Genomic DNA, 19,596 nt, shown 5'->3' on the forward strand with positions numbered 1-19,596 from the left:
TACATCATGCCGCCCATTCCCTGAATGGAATAAATAATTAATGAAGAGTGTGAAAAGAGCCTATAAAGTAGGCAATATAACCAGACTATCTTAAATACAGGATAAATAAGTTATCAATATTTATAAACAATACCCAGTCGTAATCCAGTCAATTATACTGCACAATTTTAACATGGCTTTCTTTCTAAGGGAGTAGCATTATTATCACAATGAATGGTTGTATTTTAGATAAATAAAAGAACCAGGAAGTCCTACTTAACAGTAGTCTTCCTGGATTTTAATCTAACTAGTTTGCTAGCGCTCTATTATTATTGAAATGATAAATTTTCTCTTTAATGATTTCTTTTACTTTGTCATTACAAGGAGTAAGTAGGTTTCTAAGGGAATTATCCAACGATGATTCACTAAACGTTTCTTTCCCTTTTTCAATGTAAGTAACATTCAGTATTGTACCAATATTGATTTTGGAGATCCCGTTTTCTATCAATACACCGATATCATCATAAGATACACCTGTTCCACCATGTAATACAAGCGGTACATCCACAGCCTCATAAATCCTGTGTAACACATCGAAATCCAATGCTGCCTTAGAACGGTACTGTCCATGGGCAGATCCGAAAGAAACCGCTAATGCATCGACGTTTGTTTCTTTATAGAAATAGGCAGCCTCCTCTGGATCTGTATGGTTGGAGTGTTCGACGGAAACACCGTCTTCGGTTCCTCCAATCGCCCCGACTTCAGCTTCTACAGAGACCCCTTGTTTATGAGCGTATTGGACGATGTCTTTAGTGAGAAGAATATTTTCTTCCAAAGGTAAATGAGCTCCATCAAACATGACGGATGTAAATCCGGCATCAACAGCTTTTTTGATAAAATCCAGGTCACTATTATGATCTAAATGAAGGGCGACTTTAACATTTTCCCTTTCGGCTAAGGTGCGAGTCATCGAAACAATCAGGTCTAAACCAATATACTTAGCGGTTCCGTTAGAAATTTGGATGCTAATCGGTGTTTTTGTTTCTTTTGCAGCTTCAAAGAATGAAGGAAGCATCTCCATATTGTGTAGATTGAAAGACCCTATGGCGTATTTTTCCTTTTGAGCATCCTCTAATAATTCTTTTAATGTGACTAACATGTGATCACCTCAAAAATTAGATTTTTTTCCATATCGAATGGAATCTTTATTGTGCTTCATCAACTTTTCAACCATCTCTGCGTAGTGTTCTCCCGCTTTAATGTCACCTTTTTTCCACGACTCTTTTTGTAAATAGTTATAAGCTTGCATTAATTTCGTATGAGCATATCCGGGTTTATCCATCATATTGACGCTTTTATTCCAACATTCAATCGCTTCATCAACCTCATTGAGTTGATAATGGATCTCCCCGATTTTATTTTGCAGATCGATTTGTTCCTCACGATCGCCCTCTGATGCTAATTGGTGTTCATATCTCTCAAGATCTTCTTTAAGTTTGGTTGGGTCAAGCTGTGAATCTGCACTCTCTTGGCTGTCTATTGACTGGGATTTCCTTTTAAAAAGTTTATTGAACATTTCGTCTTCACCCCATTAATTGAATAGTTCCAGAAACCAACCTAGTAAGAGTCCTACAGTGATAACGTCCGAATCACTAAATGTTACGTTATTGATGTCATAGGCACCAAGCAGTGTGACAAACAGAGCTGGAAGTACGGTAATGAAGAGACCGTGAACTACTCCGCCGAGGATGGTACCGCGCACGCCACCCATCGCATTACCAAAAATGCCAGCTGTACCACCTGCAAAAAAGTTTGTCATCATGCCAGGTATAATCAAAGCTAGTCCAACAGCTGGGAATAAGAACATGCCCAAAATCGTTCCAACAGTTGTCGCTAAGAATCCTAGAATGACTGCGTTCGGAGCATACGGGAAAAGCACTGGACAATCAAGAGCTGGTTTCGAATCAGGTACCAATTTGATCGCAATTCCTCGGAAGGCAGGAATGATTTCAGCTAAGAGTAACCTTACTCCAGCAAGAACTACGTACACGCCAGCTACAAATTGAATTGATTGAAGAAAAGCGTAGACGAAGTAATTTGATCCATCTGATATTTCAGCTACAACTTCAGGTCCTGCAAATAAGGTCGGAATTAAGTAAACTGGAATCATAACTACCATCATCGATAGATAGGTATCTTGCATAAATTCGAAACTTTTCGGCAACTTGAAGTCCTCAGTGGTATTGTCTTTGTTACCTACTACTTTGGCGACGCCAGCTTGGACTAGGTAGCCAAATGTACAGTAGTGAGCTAGTGCGATATCATCATTTCCCGTAATCTTCCTGACAATAGGTTGGGCAAGAGCTGGCATCAATACAGCCATTACGCCTGCGACTACACCTCCACTGATAATGAGCAAAGCACCTCTTAATCCCGCCATGTATCCTACAAGAGAATATACGGTTGCCATCCATAAAGAGGCTTGTCCAGTTAGAAAGATATATTTCCATTTCGTGAATCGGGCTAAGAGAATATTAATCGCAAACGCGATCACCATAATCAGTGCTGTTTCTCTTCCAACCAAATTCTGTGCTATGCCGGCAATGGCATTGACATCTGTCACCGTTCCTTCTACATTAAATCCTTCTTGGAAAACAGTACCTAAGTATCCTAGAGTTCCAACAAGAATTTCTGTTCCTGCAATAAGGACTAAAAAACCAAGCAGTGTTTTCATCGTCCCTGAAATTATTTGTCCCACAGATTTTTTTAAAGCAATGAGACCGACCATGGCGACAAGTGAAACGATAATCGAAGCTTGTCCCAAGACATCGTTCACAATGAAATTTAATATTGGCATGCTACTCCCCCCTTAGTGATTATGTGACTTTTTCTAAAACTGGCAGTAGTTTTTCTCTAATTTCTTCCTTATCAACCATCCGCTGCAAATAGATAATTTCAGCCGCGATGTCATATTGTTTGAATTGAGATGCAAAATTTGCCCCTGTAATTATAATGTCTGCCGAGGATGAACTTGCTGTCGATATATCACAGTGGGAAAGGCTCGATTCAATATTCTCTTCATTTAAAACGTCCTGCACACTCATTTCACAAGCAAAACTACTCCCTAACCCTGCACCACAGACCACTAAAATCTCCGTTTTTTTCATTATTATTCTCCCTTTCCAATTAAAAGATTGTGTACTTCTCCCAGTTTGATCCACGTATCATCTAATTCTTTTGCCTGCGTCGTGACCTCATCTAAATTGACTTTGACTAATTCATTATTTTGCATCCCAACCATAAAGTTAGACTCTTCCTTCAATATTTTTTCTGCAGCATAGGTTCCCATCCTTGTTGCCTGAAGGATATCTGTCGTACATGGGTCACCTGCCCGTTGTGTGTAACCCAAAATCGTCTGCCGAACTCGTTCTCCCGTTTCAGCCTCAATTTCTTGACTTATCTTCGCTACCATACCTTGATCCCCTGAAGAATAGCTTGAAGGACGATAGGCAGATTCTGTACACAGAATGACTAAATACCCCCCCTCGTTATGTTGTATATCTTCAATTTTTTGTATCAGTTCCTTCATAGAAAATTCGTATTCTGGTAAAAGGACAATGTTAGCCCCTCCTACAATTCCAGCTAAAAGCGTTAACTGTCCTGATAAAGCACCAAAGGTTTCTACAATGAATATTCGGTTTGGTAAGTTTGCCCCCGTTTGATGCAGGTTTGCGACCTGGTTGTGGATTTGTTCTACAGCCGTCATATGCCCTATTGTGTAATCGGTACCAAAGATATCGTTGTCGATTGTCATAGGTATGTGGATAGCGTCCACACCTAAATCTACGAGAGCTTTCACACCTTTGGCTGATCCATCACCTCCAAAGACGACTAAAGTATCAACATTTTCTTTTAGCAAGGATAATTTAATTTGTTGAATCCCTTCTATCGTTTTCGGCAACTCACTTCTCCCACTTTTTAGAAAGAGCTCTCCTTTGGTTCTATATTTCTTGAGTTCTTTCTTAGAGAGCTTGATAGGATGTTCATTTACGATTCCTGAAAAACCTCCCTGAAAACCAATCACTTCAAGGTCTGATAACACAAGGCTATATAGAGCTGCATTGATACCAGAAGCATCTCCACCACTTGTTATACAAGCTACTTTTTTTATCATGGTAACTCTCCTTATTTCATGCTTCCTTGCTTTATGATGTCGATAATGCTTTGTTTATCTCCTTCTAATAGTATTTCTTTAGTGGTCTTATCGTTCAATAGCATAACCAGCTGTCTTAGGGCATTAAGATGAGTCTCAGAGTCGATGCTTCCAAGACAAATCACTAAATGGACTGGATCATTTGTCTCGTGCCCAAATTCGATAGGTTTTTTCAACCGAAGGAGACTTAGGCATAGACTGTTCACCCCCTGGTTAGGTCTTGCGTGTGGCATGGCGACCCCTTTATCTAAAACCACATAAGGGCCATGCTCCTTAACCATTTCAATCATTGCTTCAATATAACGAGGTTCCACTTTTCCATCACGAACTAGCAATTGTCCACCTTTCCGGACAGCGGATTGCCATGTTTCCACTTCGACATTTAGCTCAATCAATTCCGGTTTAAGAACTTCTTCTAACACTGGGCCTGACTTCCTTTCTTCTATAAGATTCTCTCGCTGATGGTTTAATGTGGTGGAAATTTTGTCTCTGTCCTCCTTATCTATAAAAGGGTTCACTAAAATGCTAGGGACATGGGTTTCAGGAATAGGAACGGTGGATATAATATAATCGATCTCATATTTCGAGATTTCTTTTTCTAGTTCATGGTAGGGGACGCAATCGACCACAATAATGTTAGGGAAAAATCTGTTCAACCTGCTTTTCAGTAGCTGAACTGTTCCTACTCCACTTCCGCACACGAGTAACGCTCTCACTCTCTCACCATTTACTTCCTTTCGCTCAATGGCAGCTCTAAAATGAAGAGCAATATAACAAATTTCATCTTCATTGAACCTCACTGAAAATTCCTCTTCCAGTACATGGATATTGTGGACAATCACTCCTACCAGCTTTCCATATTCTTTTTTAATGTAAGACTTCATAGGATTATCCAGGTCTAAATGGTATTTCAGCCGATAAATAGAAGGTTTCAGATGCGTCAATAAACCTTGTGTTAGCAATTCATCATCCATAAAATCAACTCCACACTGAAAACTTACTTTGGCGATGAATTTATTTGCGACTTCTTTTAAATCTTGATCCATTTCCTCAGGTTGTTGATAAAAGGTTTTGGCACCCAATAAATGAAGAGTGATAAATCCAGCTTCATCTTCAGGAACTTCTTGTTTAGATACGACTTCCATCGCTTTTCTGACCTCTTTGGCTGTTTGATATTCTTTATATTTTCTTAATTCCTCCCATTGAGTTTCAGAGATTTGAATAGTATTCCCTTGCTTTAATCTTTGAATTGCAATAGAAATATGAACGAGTAACCCTTCTAAAGCAATATCAGTCAGTTGAAGAGAGTAGTTATATAAGATGGTGGAAATCCTCTCTTTTAATTGGACGATTGTGCCTTCGTCCATATCTGAGTTATTCAATAACCACTCCAGCCCCATACTATCTCCGAATTTATTTGAGATATTTTTATAAGAACGGCGTATGTCATATTCTTTTCCTTTTAAAGAAAAACCCTTGTTTTTCACGTAGAGTAAATCAACATTTGATTTTTTAAGATACTTTTTTAAATGTTTCAAATCCACGAGTGTAGTACGGCGTGAAACATTCAATAGTTTGGAAAACTCTTTTGAACTAATAACATCATTCTTTTGTATTAGCATTCCTAACAGCGTTGTCATTCTTTCTATAGGTGAAAGACGATTCTGGAAATTAGTAACTTCGTTCACTTGCTTTAATATATTTTCTTTATCTTTGAAGTTAATCGTTAATAAAATTCCTTCACTTTTACTTCTATTGATTCCACCTCCTTCTTTAGAAACAAAAGACTCGATTTCATACAAGTCATTCCGGATCGTTCGCTCGCTAATGTGGTATTCTTCAGCTAATTCACTTGTTTTGATATAAGTGTTTACGCTTGTTAGGTAATGCAAGATATGACGTTGTCTTTCATTCAACACTGTCTATCACCTCTTGAATATATTTTAGAACATTTTACTTAACTATAGATAAGAAACCGTTTACATAAGAGAATCGGAAAAATTTCATATAAATCTAAAAAATAGAATGCTAATGTAAATTCATCTGAAACATCAAGATTAATTGTTGGGACTATTTTATTAAATTTACCTTTCCTTAAAAAGCTAAAAAAACTCTCACAAGTTCAATGAACTCATGAGAGGCTTTCTGATTAAACAAATAATTACTAAAATTCATTCATTTGCTAATTTCAATTTTAACCCATTACCTTCCTAAACTTAATAGCCTTATGCCTGTCACTATTCATAATTGCTTCTTTCGTTCCTCTTTGCTGAGTTTATATAGACCTATCCCTGCAAAGGCTAGTATGATTGCAATGACTGTCCCCTTTCTGATCCAAACTAATAAAAAGGAGTTGTTATGGGACGATAATTAACTAAGGGAATAAAACAGGGCATTATTTTGTTTCCCTTCATTACTTACACCTAATATTTCATCCATGAAAAAGGAGAAGAATTCATGAAAAAAATTATTAATGTGGTCGGCGCTGTCATTGAACAAAAGAATTATATTTTATGTGCACTTAGAAGTCCATCGATGTCGCTTCCATTACATTGGGAATTTCCTGGTGGGAAAATCAAAGATAGTGAATATCCGGAAGAGGCCCTTATAAGGGAAATTAATGAAGAGTTAGGATGTACAATTGAAGTAAAATGGAAAATTTTAGATAATAATGAAGATTATGATAATGTAACAATAAACTTGAGTACATTTTTCTCAGAAATTAAAACGGGTACCCCCTTTGCTTATGAACATGAGAAGATCCAATGGATCCATAAACGAGAACTTACTTCATTAAAGTGGGCACCCGCAGATATTCCTACTGTCGAGTTTATTACTAAAAACATGTAATTAGTTTGTGAATAGTTGCTTCTCTTTTTCATTAATCTTTTCAAATAGTTTATCGTTATAAGAGTCAGCATCCTTTGAATGGTGACAACGCCTATGGCAATTAGCACAAATTGCTGCTACCCATTCTGGATGATCCGGGCCTCCATCAGATAATTTTTTTAGATGGTGTACTTCTAAATAAGGATCTCCATTTCCCAGCACAAAAGGAGCATTTTTCTTACAAGCCTCACATATTCCATTTGCCCGTTTTAATGCATATTTCTTTATTGCTTTGCTTCTTTTTATAGCTTTGGTTACTCGTTGGATGGTAGTAGTTTCTTCGTTTGATGATGATAATGCTTCTTTCCGTAAATCCTCAAGAGTAGACTTCTTAGGTTCAGGTTCCTCTAAGTACTCTTCCGTATTATGTGAGAGTTCTGATGGCATGAGCTCAAATACTATAGATTGGCGCATATAGCCTTCACGATCTCGTACTTGTTTATAATGGTGTCCTATGTAAAACAACTCACATACAAACTCTACGTATCCTTGTTTTACATATTTAAATAACATGGTACTTTTTCCATTATTAATATGATCCCGAATGGCTTTGTTACCTTTAATGAACTGCATGTCACCTACCTGGCCTTCACCAGTGTAATAAAACACGCCATTACTTTGCCAACCATCATCATATCCAAATTCTCCTCCTGAATCACTCGTGAAAATCATAACCAACGGAGAGTTTTTCGGGGTACTAATACCGCCTTGTTGCTGCCCACCAAATTTATTATGAATATCTCTTCTTCGATAAATTTCTTTTGGTTTGAACAAATTTTATTCTCCTGTTCTAATTATTGTACTGGTTGTGAATAAATTAGGCATAATGGCCACCGATCTTCTTACTCCGATCAATGGTAATCCCGCCTGAGGTATAACTACTTGCACGTAAAACTGCCGTGGAACCATATTTCTCCCGAATTGAATCCATTACTTCTGATAAATCCTTTTTCTTGGGTTGATTATGAAATAAGCTTAGTTGAACGTCACTTTCCTCACACAAATTTGTTAGAGCAACAGAGGCCCTTCTAATTTTGCTTACTCCATCATAAAATCGATGGAATAATTTTAAACAAACATCATACATATCCATAGTCAAATTTGTAGGGTTTTGAATAGACATAGACCTACTAAAACCTCCTCCCACTTCTCTTGAATACCCTATTCCAAGTTGAATGGCCCTACCCTCTTTATCGTCCATTCTTGCTCGACGACAAGCTTCTTCACATAAATCCAATAAACATGCGTAAATTTCCTCTTTACTATAATCCCTTAGTAAAGTTATGCCATGACCATAAGACATCTGTTCAGTTTTCACGAAGTTCCCAAAGACTGGACTTAAATCAATGCCCCATGCATGCCAATACAGTTGCTCCCCCATTATTCCAAAGTTCTTTTTTAAGTATTTTAGTGGGTGCTTAGCTAAGTGACCTAGTGTAAGGATTCCCATTCGATTAAGGTTGCGAGTCATTCTAGATCCGACCCCCCATATGTCATGAATATCACATGGCCAAAGTTTTTCAGCTACATCTTCATATCTACATTCCGCAATTCCGTCATCTACTTTCTTAGAATGGATGTCCATGACAACTTTCGCAAGAAACTTGTTGTCTCCAATACCTACTACTGATTCAATCCCAAATTGTTCTCTAATTTCTGATTGAATCATGTGAGCAATTTGATATGGTGGACCATGCATTTTTTTCAATCCATTAACTGTAACCCATAGTTCATCCACCGAATAAACGTGTATAGCTTCTTGAGGTACATAGTTCTTAATCATTTTTGTAATCTCTACAGATACTTTAAGATAATCTCCCATGTGAGCTGGAGCAATAACTAAATTAGGATCGTCCGGAAGTTCAAAGTAACGACTAACATTACTTACTCCATGTTTTTCCTTTAACGTAGGTGATGCAGCTAAAACAATACTCCCTTGTCGGCTTGTATCTCCAACGACTGCTAATAATGAAGTTCTGGGATCAAGTCCTCTTTTCATACATTCTACACTGGCGTAAAAACTACGCATGTCAATACATAAAACATCATTTCGGGGATAACCAGTATAATCCACTTTCAACACCACCCATATTCGAACATTTGTTCTTATATTATCACTTACTTTTAAAAATAACAAATACACCAAAGGACTTTGGAACTATTTGTCGTATAGTAAATGAATGATAATAAAAGGAGTGTTGAATGTGGAGGATGTAATAAAAAAATTAGAAGAATGGGCTGAAATAATTCAAAGACATCAAGGCAACATGGATGAAGAGTTAGTGGAGGTATTTTTAGATATGTGTGGTTATGCGGGTGTTCTACAAAGCAGGGTTGAAAGATTGGAAGCGCAATTATTCGAGAAAAAAGATATAACTCATTAACTTACCAACCGCTGCATATAAAATAGGCCTTGATATTTTCAGCAAGGCCCTCGTTTCGGAAAAGGACGTTACGAATTTAGCGAAACTATCTCGTAATAGATTTAAGGCAATGTAGATAATGCCGCCCATGGTATCACCAACATAAATAATGCAATATAACACCTATATAAAGGGAGAAAAGTAATGTTAATAGGTCAAGGCTGGTTTTAGTATTGTAAATTCATTTCCTGGATAATGAGATATAGTATGCCAAAAAGTATGTCATTTCATTTGGTTTATAATTAAATCCCGTGGTTCAGAAATTATTGAGTGAAACCCATTCATTCAATCTAGTTTAATTGAATAACGAGTAATAGCTAACTATAAGTCATTTTTAACACAAACTTGTGAGATCAATTCCGTGAATATTTTTCTTTTTAAAATAAAGATAGTTAATTTTAATAACCTTATAATTATCCAAGATAGCTAAATATTTCGATTTTCACTAGAGAGTGTGAAATATTTTGTGTAAATGAATAAATAGACAAAGGAAGAACTTTTCTTGCTCAACAAGTTTGTTTTTAACACTAGGGATTAGTGATTCTCATGATGAATGAACTAAGATCTTTCTGTTTCTTTCTTTAATTTTGAACTGATAATTCGTAATATAATTCATTTCATTTACTCCATCCAATAAAATGACTGTCCAAACATCTTCAAAACAGGGGACACAGGCACTCTATCCCCACTCCCCCTGTAATGTGTTTATGAATTCAGATAATACCTTTCCAGCTTAGGAAGTGCCTTTTCCAGAAACCATTCAGATTTTTTTAGAGATTCAAACATTTTTGTTTGCCAAGAGTTTGGATTCTCGTGTTTGTAAGTATCAATATTTTCTTCGATAAAGTTCTGTGCTTTACTTTCTGGGTCAGAATTATATTCTTTCACCATTGATTTCACTCTTTTATTAAATTCCCTCGTCGAATTATCAGCATACAATCGCCCTAATTTTAGCAAGTAAAATTGATTACAAATACGAGATTTAAGTACTGGATTCTCAATGTGATTCGATACTTTAAATGAAAAAGTAATCGGCCATGAACCATTTACTACGTCGCATTCTAACCAATTGATAGAGCTAATATCATCAAAGTAAGGATGAATTAACATTTGATCCTCTTGAAGGTTATAGTCGTCTAATTTATCCTTATTACAATCAGAGCAAGAGGGTAACAAGTTTATTGGTGTTACAGCGTACATAGCAAAGTCAGACTTCGGTAAGTAGTGATCGACTGTTTTAACCTCTCTTTGAGAGCAATAAGGACAGAGGTTGTAATAAGTATTAGATAGTATCGAATCATATACCTTTCTTCCAATTTTTTCTGAATGAGGGTTATCGACCATATAACTAGAATATACTTTTTCCATCTCTGCAGATTCAACAATTTCAGGTATTTCCTCACCTGATTTATCATAAGGTAGATTAATAGTTTTCTTCACTTCATGATGATGCAACAATTTATCTCTTCCTAATGATACATATTCTTCTTGAGCCTCTTTAAGTAATGGTTGAATAGCAAGCAACCTAGTCTTCAAGAAACCATTTTTCTCATTATTATGTCTTCCTTCAAGCATTTGTTCAAAAAAATTTTCAATTCCGTATTCTGGAAAGTCTAGCAAGTACATATTAATCCCTCTTACTTATTTATCTTTAATTTCATTAAGGTGGGTTCTAACAACTGATTTTGCTTCAATACTAAGTTCGTTATTGAAGCGTTCAAGTACTTCTTCATAATCTGGAGTTTCTTCAACAATTTCCCTAAGTAAGCTATGAAACCCTGTTTTAGGTATCTCCAAACCAAATACTTCCTCTGTCAAAACACCTATATTTTCTCCAAAGGTCTCAAATCTCGGTGGGATAACTTTTACCTGGGATCCATGTTTTCGTATTATAGATACACAAGATTTAGGTACTTCTTGTAGTATTACTGGTGAATGAGTAGCTAATATAGCAACTGCATTCTCAGCAACAGTAATTTTAGAAAGCGCACGCACAAAAGCGGACAATAAAGGTGGATGCAAATGCGTCTCTGGTTCATCAATAATAATCAACGTCTTCTCAACTATCAGTTCCACTATCTTACTAATTGATAACAGGATAATTTGGTGGCCAGAACTGAGTATATCGAACCTCTCAGCAAGTTTGTTACTAAATTTTGTTACATTCTCATTATTTCTGGAGGTTTCTAAAAATTGATCCAGTATCTGTAATAGACCTATTGAACTTAGATTGTAGTCCGCATTTAACATTTCAAGCATAGTATGTAAGTAATAATATCTTTTTTTAGAAAGAATACTCTTAATAGAATCATGAAATTCTGTCTTAAGTTCTTCCTGAGACTTTGTTTGTGAATCCTGTTTTTTTACTCCAACGTAATAATACTCATTGCCAGAGTTGTTTGATTCGTAAAAACCATTTTTATCAAAAATGCTAAATGAAACAAAGATAGCGTTTGAGAATTCCTCCCCTAACGTATCCTCTAAATATCCATCTACCAATTCTCTGAGAGTAGTTGTTTTTCCTGAACCATTAGTTCCAATAATTGTATGTATATTCGTAGGGGGTAAGGATTTAGGGTATACTCTGAAATTAAATGTAGCTTCTTTGCCGCCTTCCGGGAATTGGTAACTAAAATCATATTCAGTTAAATCAGCTCCTCCATGAGCAACTCTTCTAAATTGAGTTCTTACTATGTTTCTATTTACCTGTCTTAACAATGAGGTTTCAAACACTTCTTCTTCTGTTTCAATCAATTCATTATGAATATCTTCAGAATATGCTAAGTCTCTTAGGCCAATTACGCAATCTAATCGAACATCATCCCCTAATCTTCTAAGTTTACTATAGTAATCCACATTCAAACCTAAAGAGAAATATTCTTCAGATAGTTCATTAAACGCCTGTGGGAGTGTTGTATGTCCTTCTTCTTGGCTCTTGTAACCAATTTTCACATGTCCTATATGTGTTTCTTTCAAATTCTCGTCTAAGTAAAATAAGTTAAAGAGAGTGTAAAAACCAAAGTCATTCCAGTTATCTTTAACCAAATGAAAACCTGTTTTATTTCTTATACTATTAAATGGAGTGTTATAAAACAACTTTGTCCCCTACCTCATCTATTATTAAATCAATTATTTTCATACGTTATTATTTTATACTATACCAAAATATCCCTTTCACAAGAAGAGATATACTTTAGAAATTTGCTTAAACGTAAAAGCAAATAGTCTACATGACCTTCTTCATCAGCTAGTCCCTCATTTTAGAAAATGACTTACGAATTTATCAATACAATATCGTAATGTGATTTGAGGCAAAGTAGATAATGCCACACATGGTCTTAGTTGGTTTAGAATCAGTATCTACTTCTAAAACTATCTTTCCCCTAACTCCTTCAATACATAATAAGCTCTTTTTTTCAAACTTCAAAGAAAATATCAAATTCATCATTTCTAATAAAATGCACATCTATTAAGCGTGTTCATAATACAGATATTTTGTATAGGAATATGCTAAATTATTAACTCCTGCAATTGTGTTTTCTTTGAAATTCGGCCAGGGTGTCTAGGAAATCCGTAACGATTTACACCTAAGCAGTAGATGCTTTTCCCTTTAACTTTAAGTAGAGTTAAAATTTTATGATTCATGTGGAACCAAGCACCTTCTTCTCCCCATGCAGCCACAACCCTCTCAGCAATTTCAATAGAATTATTTACATGTTTTACGTTTTCATCTTTTGTTCTATCAACTGCCTCTAAGAGTTCATTTGGATTGGTGGAAATTCTAGAGAATAGGTTAACAATTGCAATTTTTCCGTACCCATCTCTTTTTGCAAAATGAATACACTTATCTACAGTAGGATCACAAATATTATCGGAAGCAATACTGGGATTTAGCAGAATAAAAGTAACCATAGGTTTATTGCTATCCCAAGTACATTTAAGTGAATATCTATGAGTACCACAATCACTAAACAATGTTTCTACTTCCTCTTCAACGCTCCATGGTCTTCCTCTCATAAGATTTCCTCCCTTTTAGTTTTTTGTCTAGAAGAATACTCAGGTAATAACTCCTGTACCTCCTTACAAAAGAAGGTATTAAATATTTCTTTCCCAAAGGAAGATCATTATAGCAGCCATTATCACTTAACAGTTGAATAATCCCCTTTGTATAGGGTATCATATCCCCTATTTATCTTTATTAGTCTATACATAAATAAAGAAGACATTTATCTGAGATTGGATAAAAGTTTATATTTTGACTGCTAGTTCCTCCCACCTAATCAAAATGAAATTAATGGATTTAATGTGATATAATAGTAAAATAGAAATGGGAAAAGATAACAAAGGATAAAAGATTAGTAAAAATTTTTTTGCGAATTAAATAGGAGGGCGACGAATTGGATTTATCTAATCTAGTTACTAAAAATGATACAAATTATATTTCATTAAAAGGATTTAAGGGGGACCAATTTGGACACAACGTAGTAACAGTTCAATGTAAAGTAAATGATGTAATTAAATTTTTAGAAATTGACCGTGAAGTGCAGCGCGAATTAGATGAAATAAAAGTAGCCAGTATTGGCCAGTACATACAGTATGGGTTAGATGGTAATGATATTTATTTTTCACCTTTAATTTTTTCTGCAAGAGGAAGAGGTTTCTTCAATGAAGATAACAATGAATTTAATTTAAGCATGAACGAGACAATGGCCATTTTAGATGGCCAACATAGGATTAAAGCTTTTGAATATATAAAAAATCGCTTGGAGTCTATAGGAGAACTAGATGATAAGTATGAATACGTAATGAATTTTCCTATTACAGTTCAAATCTTTTTAGATTTAACTACAACACAAGAAAAACAATTATTTACCGATATAAATACTAAAGCTTCATTAGTTAATTCATCTTTGATGATTATGTATAATAAAAACGATTTATACGCCCAATTAGTTCGTGAAATAATTGAAAATTTACCACAAGACATTATCGAAACACGATCAAAGACAACCTTAACCAAACTTATGACAGTTTCAACATTTTATAAGGCAGCTCGTATTCTAAATCATGGTGCATTAAACCTTAGACAAAAAACCTCTTTAAACGAACATAATTATCCATTATGTAAGAACAAATCAGAAGAGTTCATAACACTGTTAAGAAAATATGCTCCTATTGACGGTGAAAATCGAAATAAATATATCATTATGACACCGAACATTATCATGGGGATTTCCTATTTCATATATGATACACAATCTAAATACCCAAATACATCTATGGAAGATTTATTTCAAAAAGTCATTACTAATGTAGATTGGAGCCATAAAAATAGCGAGTTCGAGAAACTAAAAAGCGCTATTTATAACAAGAAGACTAAAAAGTATAACTTTAACTCTTCTTTGAAAACTATTAAAGAAATTTCCGATTTTTTACAGAATAAGTTCAAAAATATAAGAGGTGAATCTTAATGGGAAATTTAGAAATACAAGGTAGTATAGCAACCCCTGATAATAAAAAAGCTATTATGACCACACAGATTAAAATAAAAGATATATTAGAATTCTCCGAAATTGATAAGTCTGTTAATCGTGACCTTGGCTACCATCGTATGCCTAAACTGGTAAGTTATTTTGATAGTATGGATTCTGAGTCGGGTATTTTTCTTCCATCTTTAGTATTTTCGTTTCGTGAGAATCCTACTCCTTTTTGGAATGGAGAAAAGAACATATTAACTTTACCCCATAATTCAAAATTAATAGTTCTCGATGGACAACATAGAATTAAAGGTTTGGAACGTTACTTGCAAGGAACAAAGCCATCAAATGACAGAAAAGAAAAAATTTTAAACAGTTATTTGACTGCTCAAATCTATTTTGGACTATCTATGGAGGACGAGCGAAAGCTTTTTACAGATATCAACACTAATGCTAAAAGAGTATCAAGATCCTTAATCACCAAGTTTGATAACAGAGATATACTAAATGTGTTGACTAGAGAGCTATATAATTCAAGTAACACTCTACAAACAAACTTAACCATTGAATTTGAGAAAGCTCGTATAGTACGTCCTAATAAAACCACTTTCACTACAAGTGTTAGATTCAAAAAGTTTATAAAAATACTTTTATTCGGGGAAAGTGGTATAGGGGCACGTCCTCCCGTTCTAAACAAGAAAGAGGATCAACTTGTAAGAAAAAATTACGACAAGGTATTTAGTTTTTTAAATAAGCTATGTACCGTATTGGGAGAAGTGCTACCCTCAAATCCTGGGAATGTTAAAGAATCTGTGTTGGGCCACGAGCCCATTCAAAATTCTATTGCCCTTTATCTTCATACTGCTATCGTAACTAATTGTAAGACTGATCTTGAATGGCTAGAAAGTTGGGAAGATGATGTAGAACAGCTACAATATATTAATTGGTCAATAAAAAATAGAGCTTGGAAACCTTACATGACAGTTAGTAGAAAAGGTACACCTTTTGAGTATATGGCTTTCAATGACGTTTACTCAAATACAATAGACCTTAAAGAAGTAATAGCACAAAGAATCCACACCTAATATTAAATACCCCCGTTCTCTATATAGAGAACGGGGGTATTTAGCTAAGGTCATAAAATATATTTTTCCGTAGAAGTACAATATGAATTTTTTTACAATAAATTTTCTTCTACTTCTCGTACACCAATATGACCGATCACCCATTTCGTAATTGAATTTTCTGTAGATGCTTGAATGTAGCCTCTTTTATTAATTGGTTTTTCCATAGGAGTATTTTTCCTAGAACGATCTGTTAAGTTCTCAAAGTACATAGCGTAATTATCCCATAAACGGTTTATGTTTTCATATAAATCTTCCACATACGAATATTCCATATCATTTTTCTCAACGTATTTTAAGGAGTCTAATAGTAATTTCAATGATTTAGGATAACCGCTTTCTTCCATTTTTTTGACTATATATTCTTTATTAATCCCAACAGCCATCTTTCTTATTGCTGTGGCAACTTCGCTAGTTTTATTATCACCTAATTTTGAATCAAGGTCACGCTTATTACTTATCTTACTGTTATGTTCATTTACTTCATACTCAGTTAATTCTTGTAAAGAATCTATTACTTTTACCTTTAATCTCTGTGCTTTTTTCTCATCTAATTCTGAATTTGAATAAGCATATCCCTTTAATGCCTCATACCATGCCTTTTCTACTTCCACTAATTCAGTAGGAATAAATTTCCCGTTAACTAAAGAATAGTTCTTCTCGAACTCTGTAATATTTTTATTATTTACATCACGTAAAATAGTTTTTGCAATAAATATAGTTTTTCCTTCAATTTTAAAAGATGTATTATTATCGATGAACTTATCAGTAAAAACCATACTGTTCTCAGATAACATAAAGTTCCATAAACGTTTCGTTGCCTCTATATGTTTGGTTGAATGAGATTCAGCGTTAATCTTAACAACTTGTTTATCAACAGTTTTATCTAGCATTTTTTCTACATCTTCAGATTCAGTCCTTCGTTTTTTTAGAATAGAATTAAGGAAGTCTTCATATTCAGGTAATACAAGATCATCAAATTCTGTATCTTCAAATATACCTCTCATTTTTACTCTTAACCGCTCTGTCATCCTAAGTTCAGATTCAATTACAGGCATAGATGGAAAAGTATATATTTTAATTTGTTTTACTTGACCATCTGACCTTGGGCGATCTATTCGTCCTATTCTTTGCTCTAAAACCATTGGGTTATATGGTAAATCCAAATTTAAAATAACACGTGCATCTTGAAGATTTTGCCCCGTACTTAAGGTTTCTGTTCCAATTATTACATCAAGCTCCTCTTCACTGCCTAAGTATTCAATGGCATTTTTTGAGTTTGGTGCAAATCGTCTAAGGAGCTCCTCTTTCGAGTAAATGGTACTACCTTGCCCGATTCGTATATCTTCAGTCTTACCGGTTATTAAACCTATACGTAGGCCTTTTAATTTTTCATCATTTATAAAACGAGTAAAATAATCAATAGCAGTGTCTCTAAACTGTGTTATTATTAAAATTTTTTCTCCTGAGTGGACCTCACTATATAAGGTGTCTCGTACTGTTTCATACTTTTCATCTTTACGCTCAAATGCTCTGCCAAGATCAGTATAAATTTCATTAAGTTTTTCAATGTCCTTATTAGCATCCTTTTTCATAGCAGTTAGCATTTTTTTTGCTGTGGGTTTTTTTATTGAATCAATCTTTTCAAGCATTTTCCTAACATATCTAGCACGATTTGTTTTTGAAGATACCTCATATTTTGTAAGCTCGCTATCTTCCTCAATATCATGGGAGGAAAACAGACCTTCTTCAAAACGTTCATCGAGTTTATACCACTTTGAAAGCTGTGAATTAAAGGCTTTATTAAAATCAGCTGCATTTTGTATATAATCTATGTCTTTAAGAAAGTCAATTAACTTTTCTTGTAATTTCTCAATGGTTCTTGCAAAAGCTTTCCATGAAGAATCTGCTCGCTTTAAAAATAAAAGCTTTAACCTATCAGAAGTAAATGTATCCCCCTCCCCAATGTAACGGATGGGGTTCATGTGAGGTAAAGCTAACTCATTTATCCTCTCATAGTTTGAAGCAAAAACCCTTTCTTTTATTGTTTCATACACTATTTCTACTGTTGGAAATTTTCTCTTTGCAAAAGTGACATCTTTACCACCATATGTTTTTCTGGTTCTTTGTAAAAAAAGGTCCGTCCAAAATTCCTTAAATGCTTCGTCATCATGTTCAAATGCCTTAGCGGCTTTTTTTACACTATAGTGTAGATATTCATTGTAAGCGCTCGCCCCAGATACTTTCCTAGCATCCAAAAATAATCTTCCTAAGTTAAACACGTCACTCCTACTATTATTCCATGGAGTTGCTGTAAGAATTAGCCCTTTAATGCTCTTACCTTTATCTTCAGATAAATCTATAAGATATTCAATATTCCTATAAAGTTTGGTACTTGAATTTTTAAGGCCTTGATGGCCTTCATCTATTAAAAATAATTCATAGTAACCACTCAGTACTTTTAAATCATTAGCTTGTTTTCTAGAAAGCTCTTCTTTGCTAATAAATCCTATATTATCGAAGTTGCTCTCTACAATAGCTAATTCTTCCCGCCATTGTTTTTGTAACTTTTTAGAAACAATAAATAAAGTTTTAGGATTGTTCATCGCTTTAATAGTAGCAGCAGCAGTACGTGTTTTTCCAAGACCTACACTATCCGCAAGAATAGCTGTATTATATCGATCAAGTCTATTTTTGATTTCTGCCACTCCCACCTTTTGGTGTGGATAAAGACTCTGCATATAAACGCCTTTGGGTGGTGGTTCAATGTACTTTCCATAACGTTTAGCAAGCTCTAAATAGGTGAATCTAGACGGCATAAAGTACTTTAGGTTATTTGAAGTTTCAGGTAGAGCTTCATTTACGACTCTTAGTAATTCTGGGGAGAAATCCTCTACCTCATCACTACTCCAAATAGATTGAAACCAATGACTCAATGCATAGAAGTTATCTTGTGAAATTGTATTTAATTCGGTGTTTCCTGTTAGGCCTGAACCTGAAAAGTTAGATGACCCTACTATGGCATATCCTTCTGAGCGATCAGCACGAAGAGTGGTATGAAAAAGATAACTCTTTGCGTGAAAGTAATTAGCAGGTCCAGTATATACTTTAACTTCTATTCTTCTTTCATTCATCCACTTTACTATGTTAATTAAATGCTCAGGAGAAGAGCTAGCCACATATTTTGCATCTTCCATAGTTGCTTTTATAGGTGTTAATCCTTCCTTTAATAAAGCAAGCGTCGAGGTATTCGTCTTATTCCCAATCAAAATCCGTATTCTAGCTGTAGGCTCATTCATCAATTCGTAAAGTTTTTCTTTTATTAAATCTAGACCAGAAAGGAAAAAATAACCTACCGCAATATCCAAGTACTCTGTTGAGGGCAAAAGTTCGTTTATTACACTTGAAAGTTTTATTTCTCTATTATCAATAACACGATCTCTTCGTAACTTTTCATACTTATCAGGAGGTAAGGGCATTTAGATTGCACT

At 34.8% G+C, this 19,596-nt stretch carries 16 protein-coding genes; 4 read left to right on the plus strand and 12 right to left on the minus strand.

Features of this window, described 5'->3' with window-relative positions; translation table 11 throughout:
• Positions 1 to 286: 286 nt before the first annotated feature.
• Genes ACXADP_RS18700 through ACXADP_RS18725 form a run of 6 tightly spaced genes read right to left on the minus strand, consistent with a single transcriptional unit; the run spans position 287 to position 6,111 of the window.
• On the minus strand, positions 287 to 1,138 hold the full coding sequence (locus ACXADP_RS18700; RefSeq protein ID WP_474972175.1) for a class II fructose-bisphosphate aldolase: 852 nt from the start codon (positions 1,136 to 1,138) through the stop codon (positions 287 to 289).
• Positions 1,139 to 1,147: 9 nt separating this feature from the next.
• Entirely contained in the window at positions 1,148 to 1,555 is a 408-nt protein-coding gene (locus ACXADP_RS18705; RefSeq protein ID WP_474972176.1) for a hypothetical protein, read from the minus strand.
• Between the two features lie 15 nt (positions 1,556 to 1,570).
• Positions 1,571 to 2,836, minus strand: a complete 1,266-nt coding sequence (locus ACXADP_RS18710) for a PTS sugar transporter subunit IIC (RefSeq protein WP_474972177.1) — start codon at positions 2,834 to 2,836, stop codon at positions 1,571 to 1,573.
• Positions 2,837 to 2,855: 19 nt separating this feature from the next.
• Positions 2,856 to 3,146, minus strand: a complete 291-nt coding sequence (locus ACXADP_RS18715; protein WP_474972178.1) for a PTS sugar transporter subunit IIB — start codon at positions 3,144 to 3,146, stop codon at positions 2,856 to 2,858.
• Between the two features lie 2 nt (positions 3,147 to 3,148).
• Entirely contained in the window at positions 3,149 to 4,153 is a 1,005-nt protein-coding gene (locus ACXADP_RS18720) for a 6-phosphofructokinase (protein ID WP_474972179.1), read from the minus strand.
• Positions 4,154 to 4,164: 11 nt separating this feature from the next.
• A complete protein-coding gene (locus ACXADP_RS18725) occupies positions 4,165 to 6,111 on the minus strand; it encodes a BglG family transcription antiterminator (RefSeq protein WP_074736402.1) in 1,947 nt (648 codons plus the stop codon).
• A gap of 538 nt (positions 6,112 to 6,649) precedes the next feature.
• On the opposite strand from ACXADP_RS18725, the gene ACXADP_RS18730 reads away from it, so the two are divergent.
• Positions 6,650 to 7,042 (plus strand): (deoxy)nucleoside triphosphate pyrophosphohydrolase, encoded by a 393-nt coding sequence (locus ACXADP_RS18730; RefSeq protein ID WP_474972180.1) that lies wholly within the window; start codon positions 6,650 to 6,652, stop codon positions 7,040 to 7,042.
• Here the strand turns inward: ACXADP_RS18730 and ACXADP_RS18735 are convergent, their stop codons facing one another.
• Positions 7,043 to 7,855, minus strand: coding sequence for an HNH endonuclease (locus tag ACXADP_RS18735; protein WP_474972181.1), 813 nt, complete (start codon positions 7,853 to 7,855; stop codon positions 7,043 to 7,045).
• Positions 7,856 to 7,898: 43 nt separating this feature from the next.
• A complete protein-coding gene (locus tag ACXADP_RS18740) occupies positions 7,899 to 9,155 on the minus strand; it encodes a Y-family DNA polymerase (RefSeq protein WP_474972182.1) in 1,257 nt (418 codons plus the stop codon).
• Between the two features lie 130 nt (positions 9,156 to 9,285).
• Between ACXADP_RS18740 and ACXADP_RS18745 the strand changes: the two genes are divergently transcribed.
• Positions 9,286 to 9,465 (plus strand): hypothetical protein, encoded by a 180-nt coding sequence (locus ACXADP_RS18745; protein WP_474972183.1) that lies wholly within the window; start codon positions 9,286 to 9,288, stop codon positions 9,463 to 9,465.
• 744 nt (positions 9,466 to 10,209) lie between these two features.
• Here the strand turns inward: ACXADP_RS18745 and ACXADP_RS18750 are convergent.
• From ACXADP_RS18750 to ACXADP_RS18760, 3 genes are all read right to left on the minus strand, one after another.
• A complete protein-coding gene (locus ACXADP_RS18750; RefSeq protein WP_474972184.1) occupies positions 10,210 to 11,130 on the minus strand; it encodes an HNH endonuclease in 921 nt (306 codons plus the stop codon).
• Positions 11,131 to 11,145: 15 nt separating this feature from the next.
• Positions 11,146 to 12,600, minus strand: a complete 1,455-nt coding sequence (locus tag ACXADP_RS18755) for an AAA family ATPase (protein ID WP_474972185.1) — start codon at positions 12,598 to 12,600, stop codon at positions 11,146 to 11,148.
• A gap of 414 nt (positions 12,601 to 13,014) precedes the next feature.
• The gene (locus ACXADP_RS18760) at positions 13,015 to 13,521 is read right to left on the minus strand and encodes a DUF1643 domain-containing protein (RefSeq protein WP_474972186.1); all 507 of its coding nucleotides are present in this window, start codon (positions 13,519 to 13,521) and stop codon (positions 13,015 to 13,017) included.
• Positions 13,522 to 13,901: 380 nt separating this feature from the next.
• Here ACXADP_RS18760 and ACXADP_RS18765 point away from each other — a divergent pair, with 380 nt between their 5' ends.
• Both ACXADP_RS18765 and ACXADP_RS18770 read left to right on the plus strand, forming a co-directional pair.
• Entirely contained in the window at positions 13,902 to 14,975 is a 1,074-nt protein-coding gene (locus tag ACXADP_RS18765) for a DNA sulfur modification protein DndB (RefSeq protein WP_474972187.1), read from the plus strand.
• Positions 14,975 to 16,066: a DNA sulfur modification protein DndB gene (locus ACXADP_RS18770; RefSeq protein ID WP_474972188.1), complete on the plus strand. Its 1,092-nt coding sequence runs from the start codon at positions 14,975 to 14,977 to the stop codon at positions 16,064 to 16,066. The genes ACXADP_RS18765 and ACXADP_RS18770 overlap by 1 nt, the downstream gene beginning before the upstream one ends.
• A 92-nt stretch (positions 16,067 to 16,158) precedes the next feature.
• Here ACXADP_RS18770 and ACXADP_RS18775 read toward each other — a convergent pair whose 3' ends face one another.
• Complete coding sequence (locus tag ACXADP_RS18775; protein ID WP_474972189.1) at positions 16,159 to 19,584, minus strand: helicase-related protein; 3,426 nt, start codon at positions 19,582 to 19,584, stop codon at positions 16,159 to 16,161.
• Between the last annotated feature and the right edge of the window lie 12 nt (positions 19,585 to 19,596).

This window comes from Halobacillus sp. AWH4_228 (assembly GCF_056158365.1).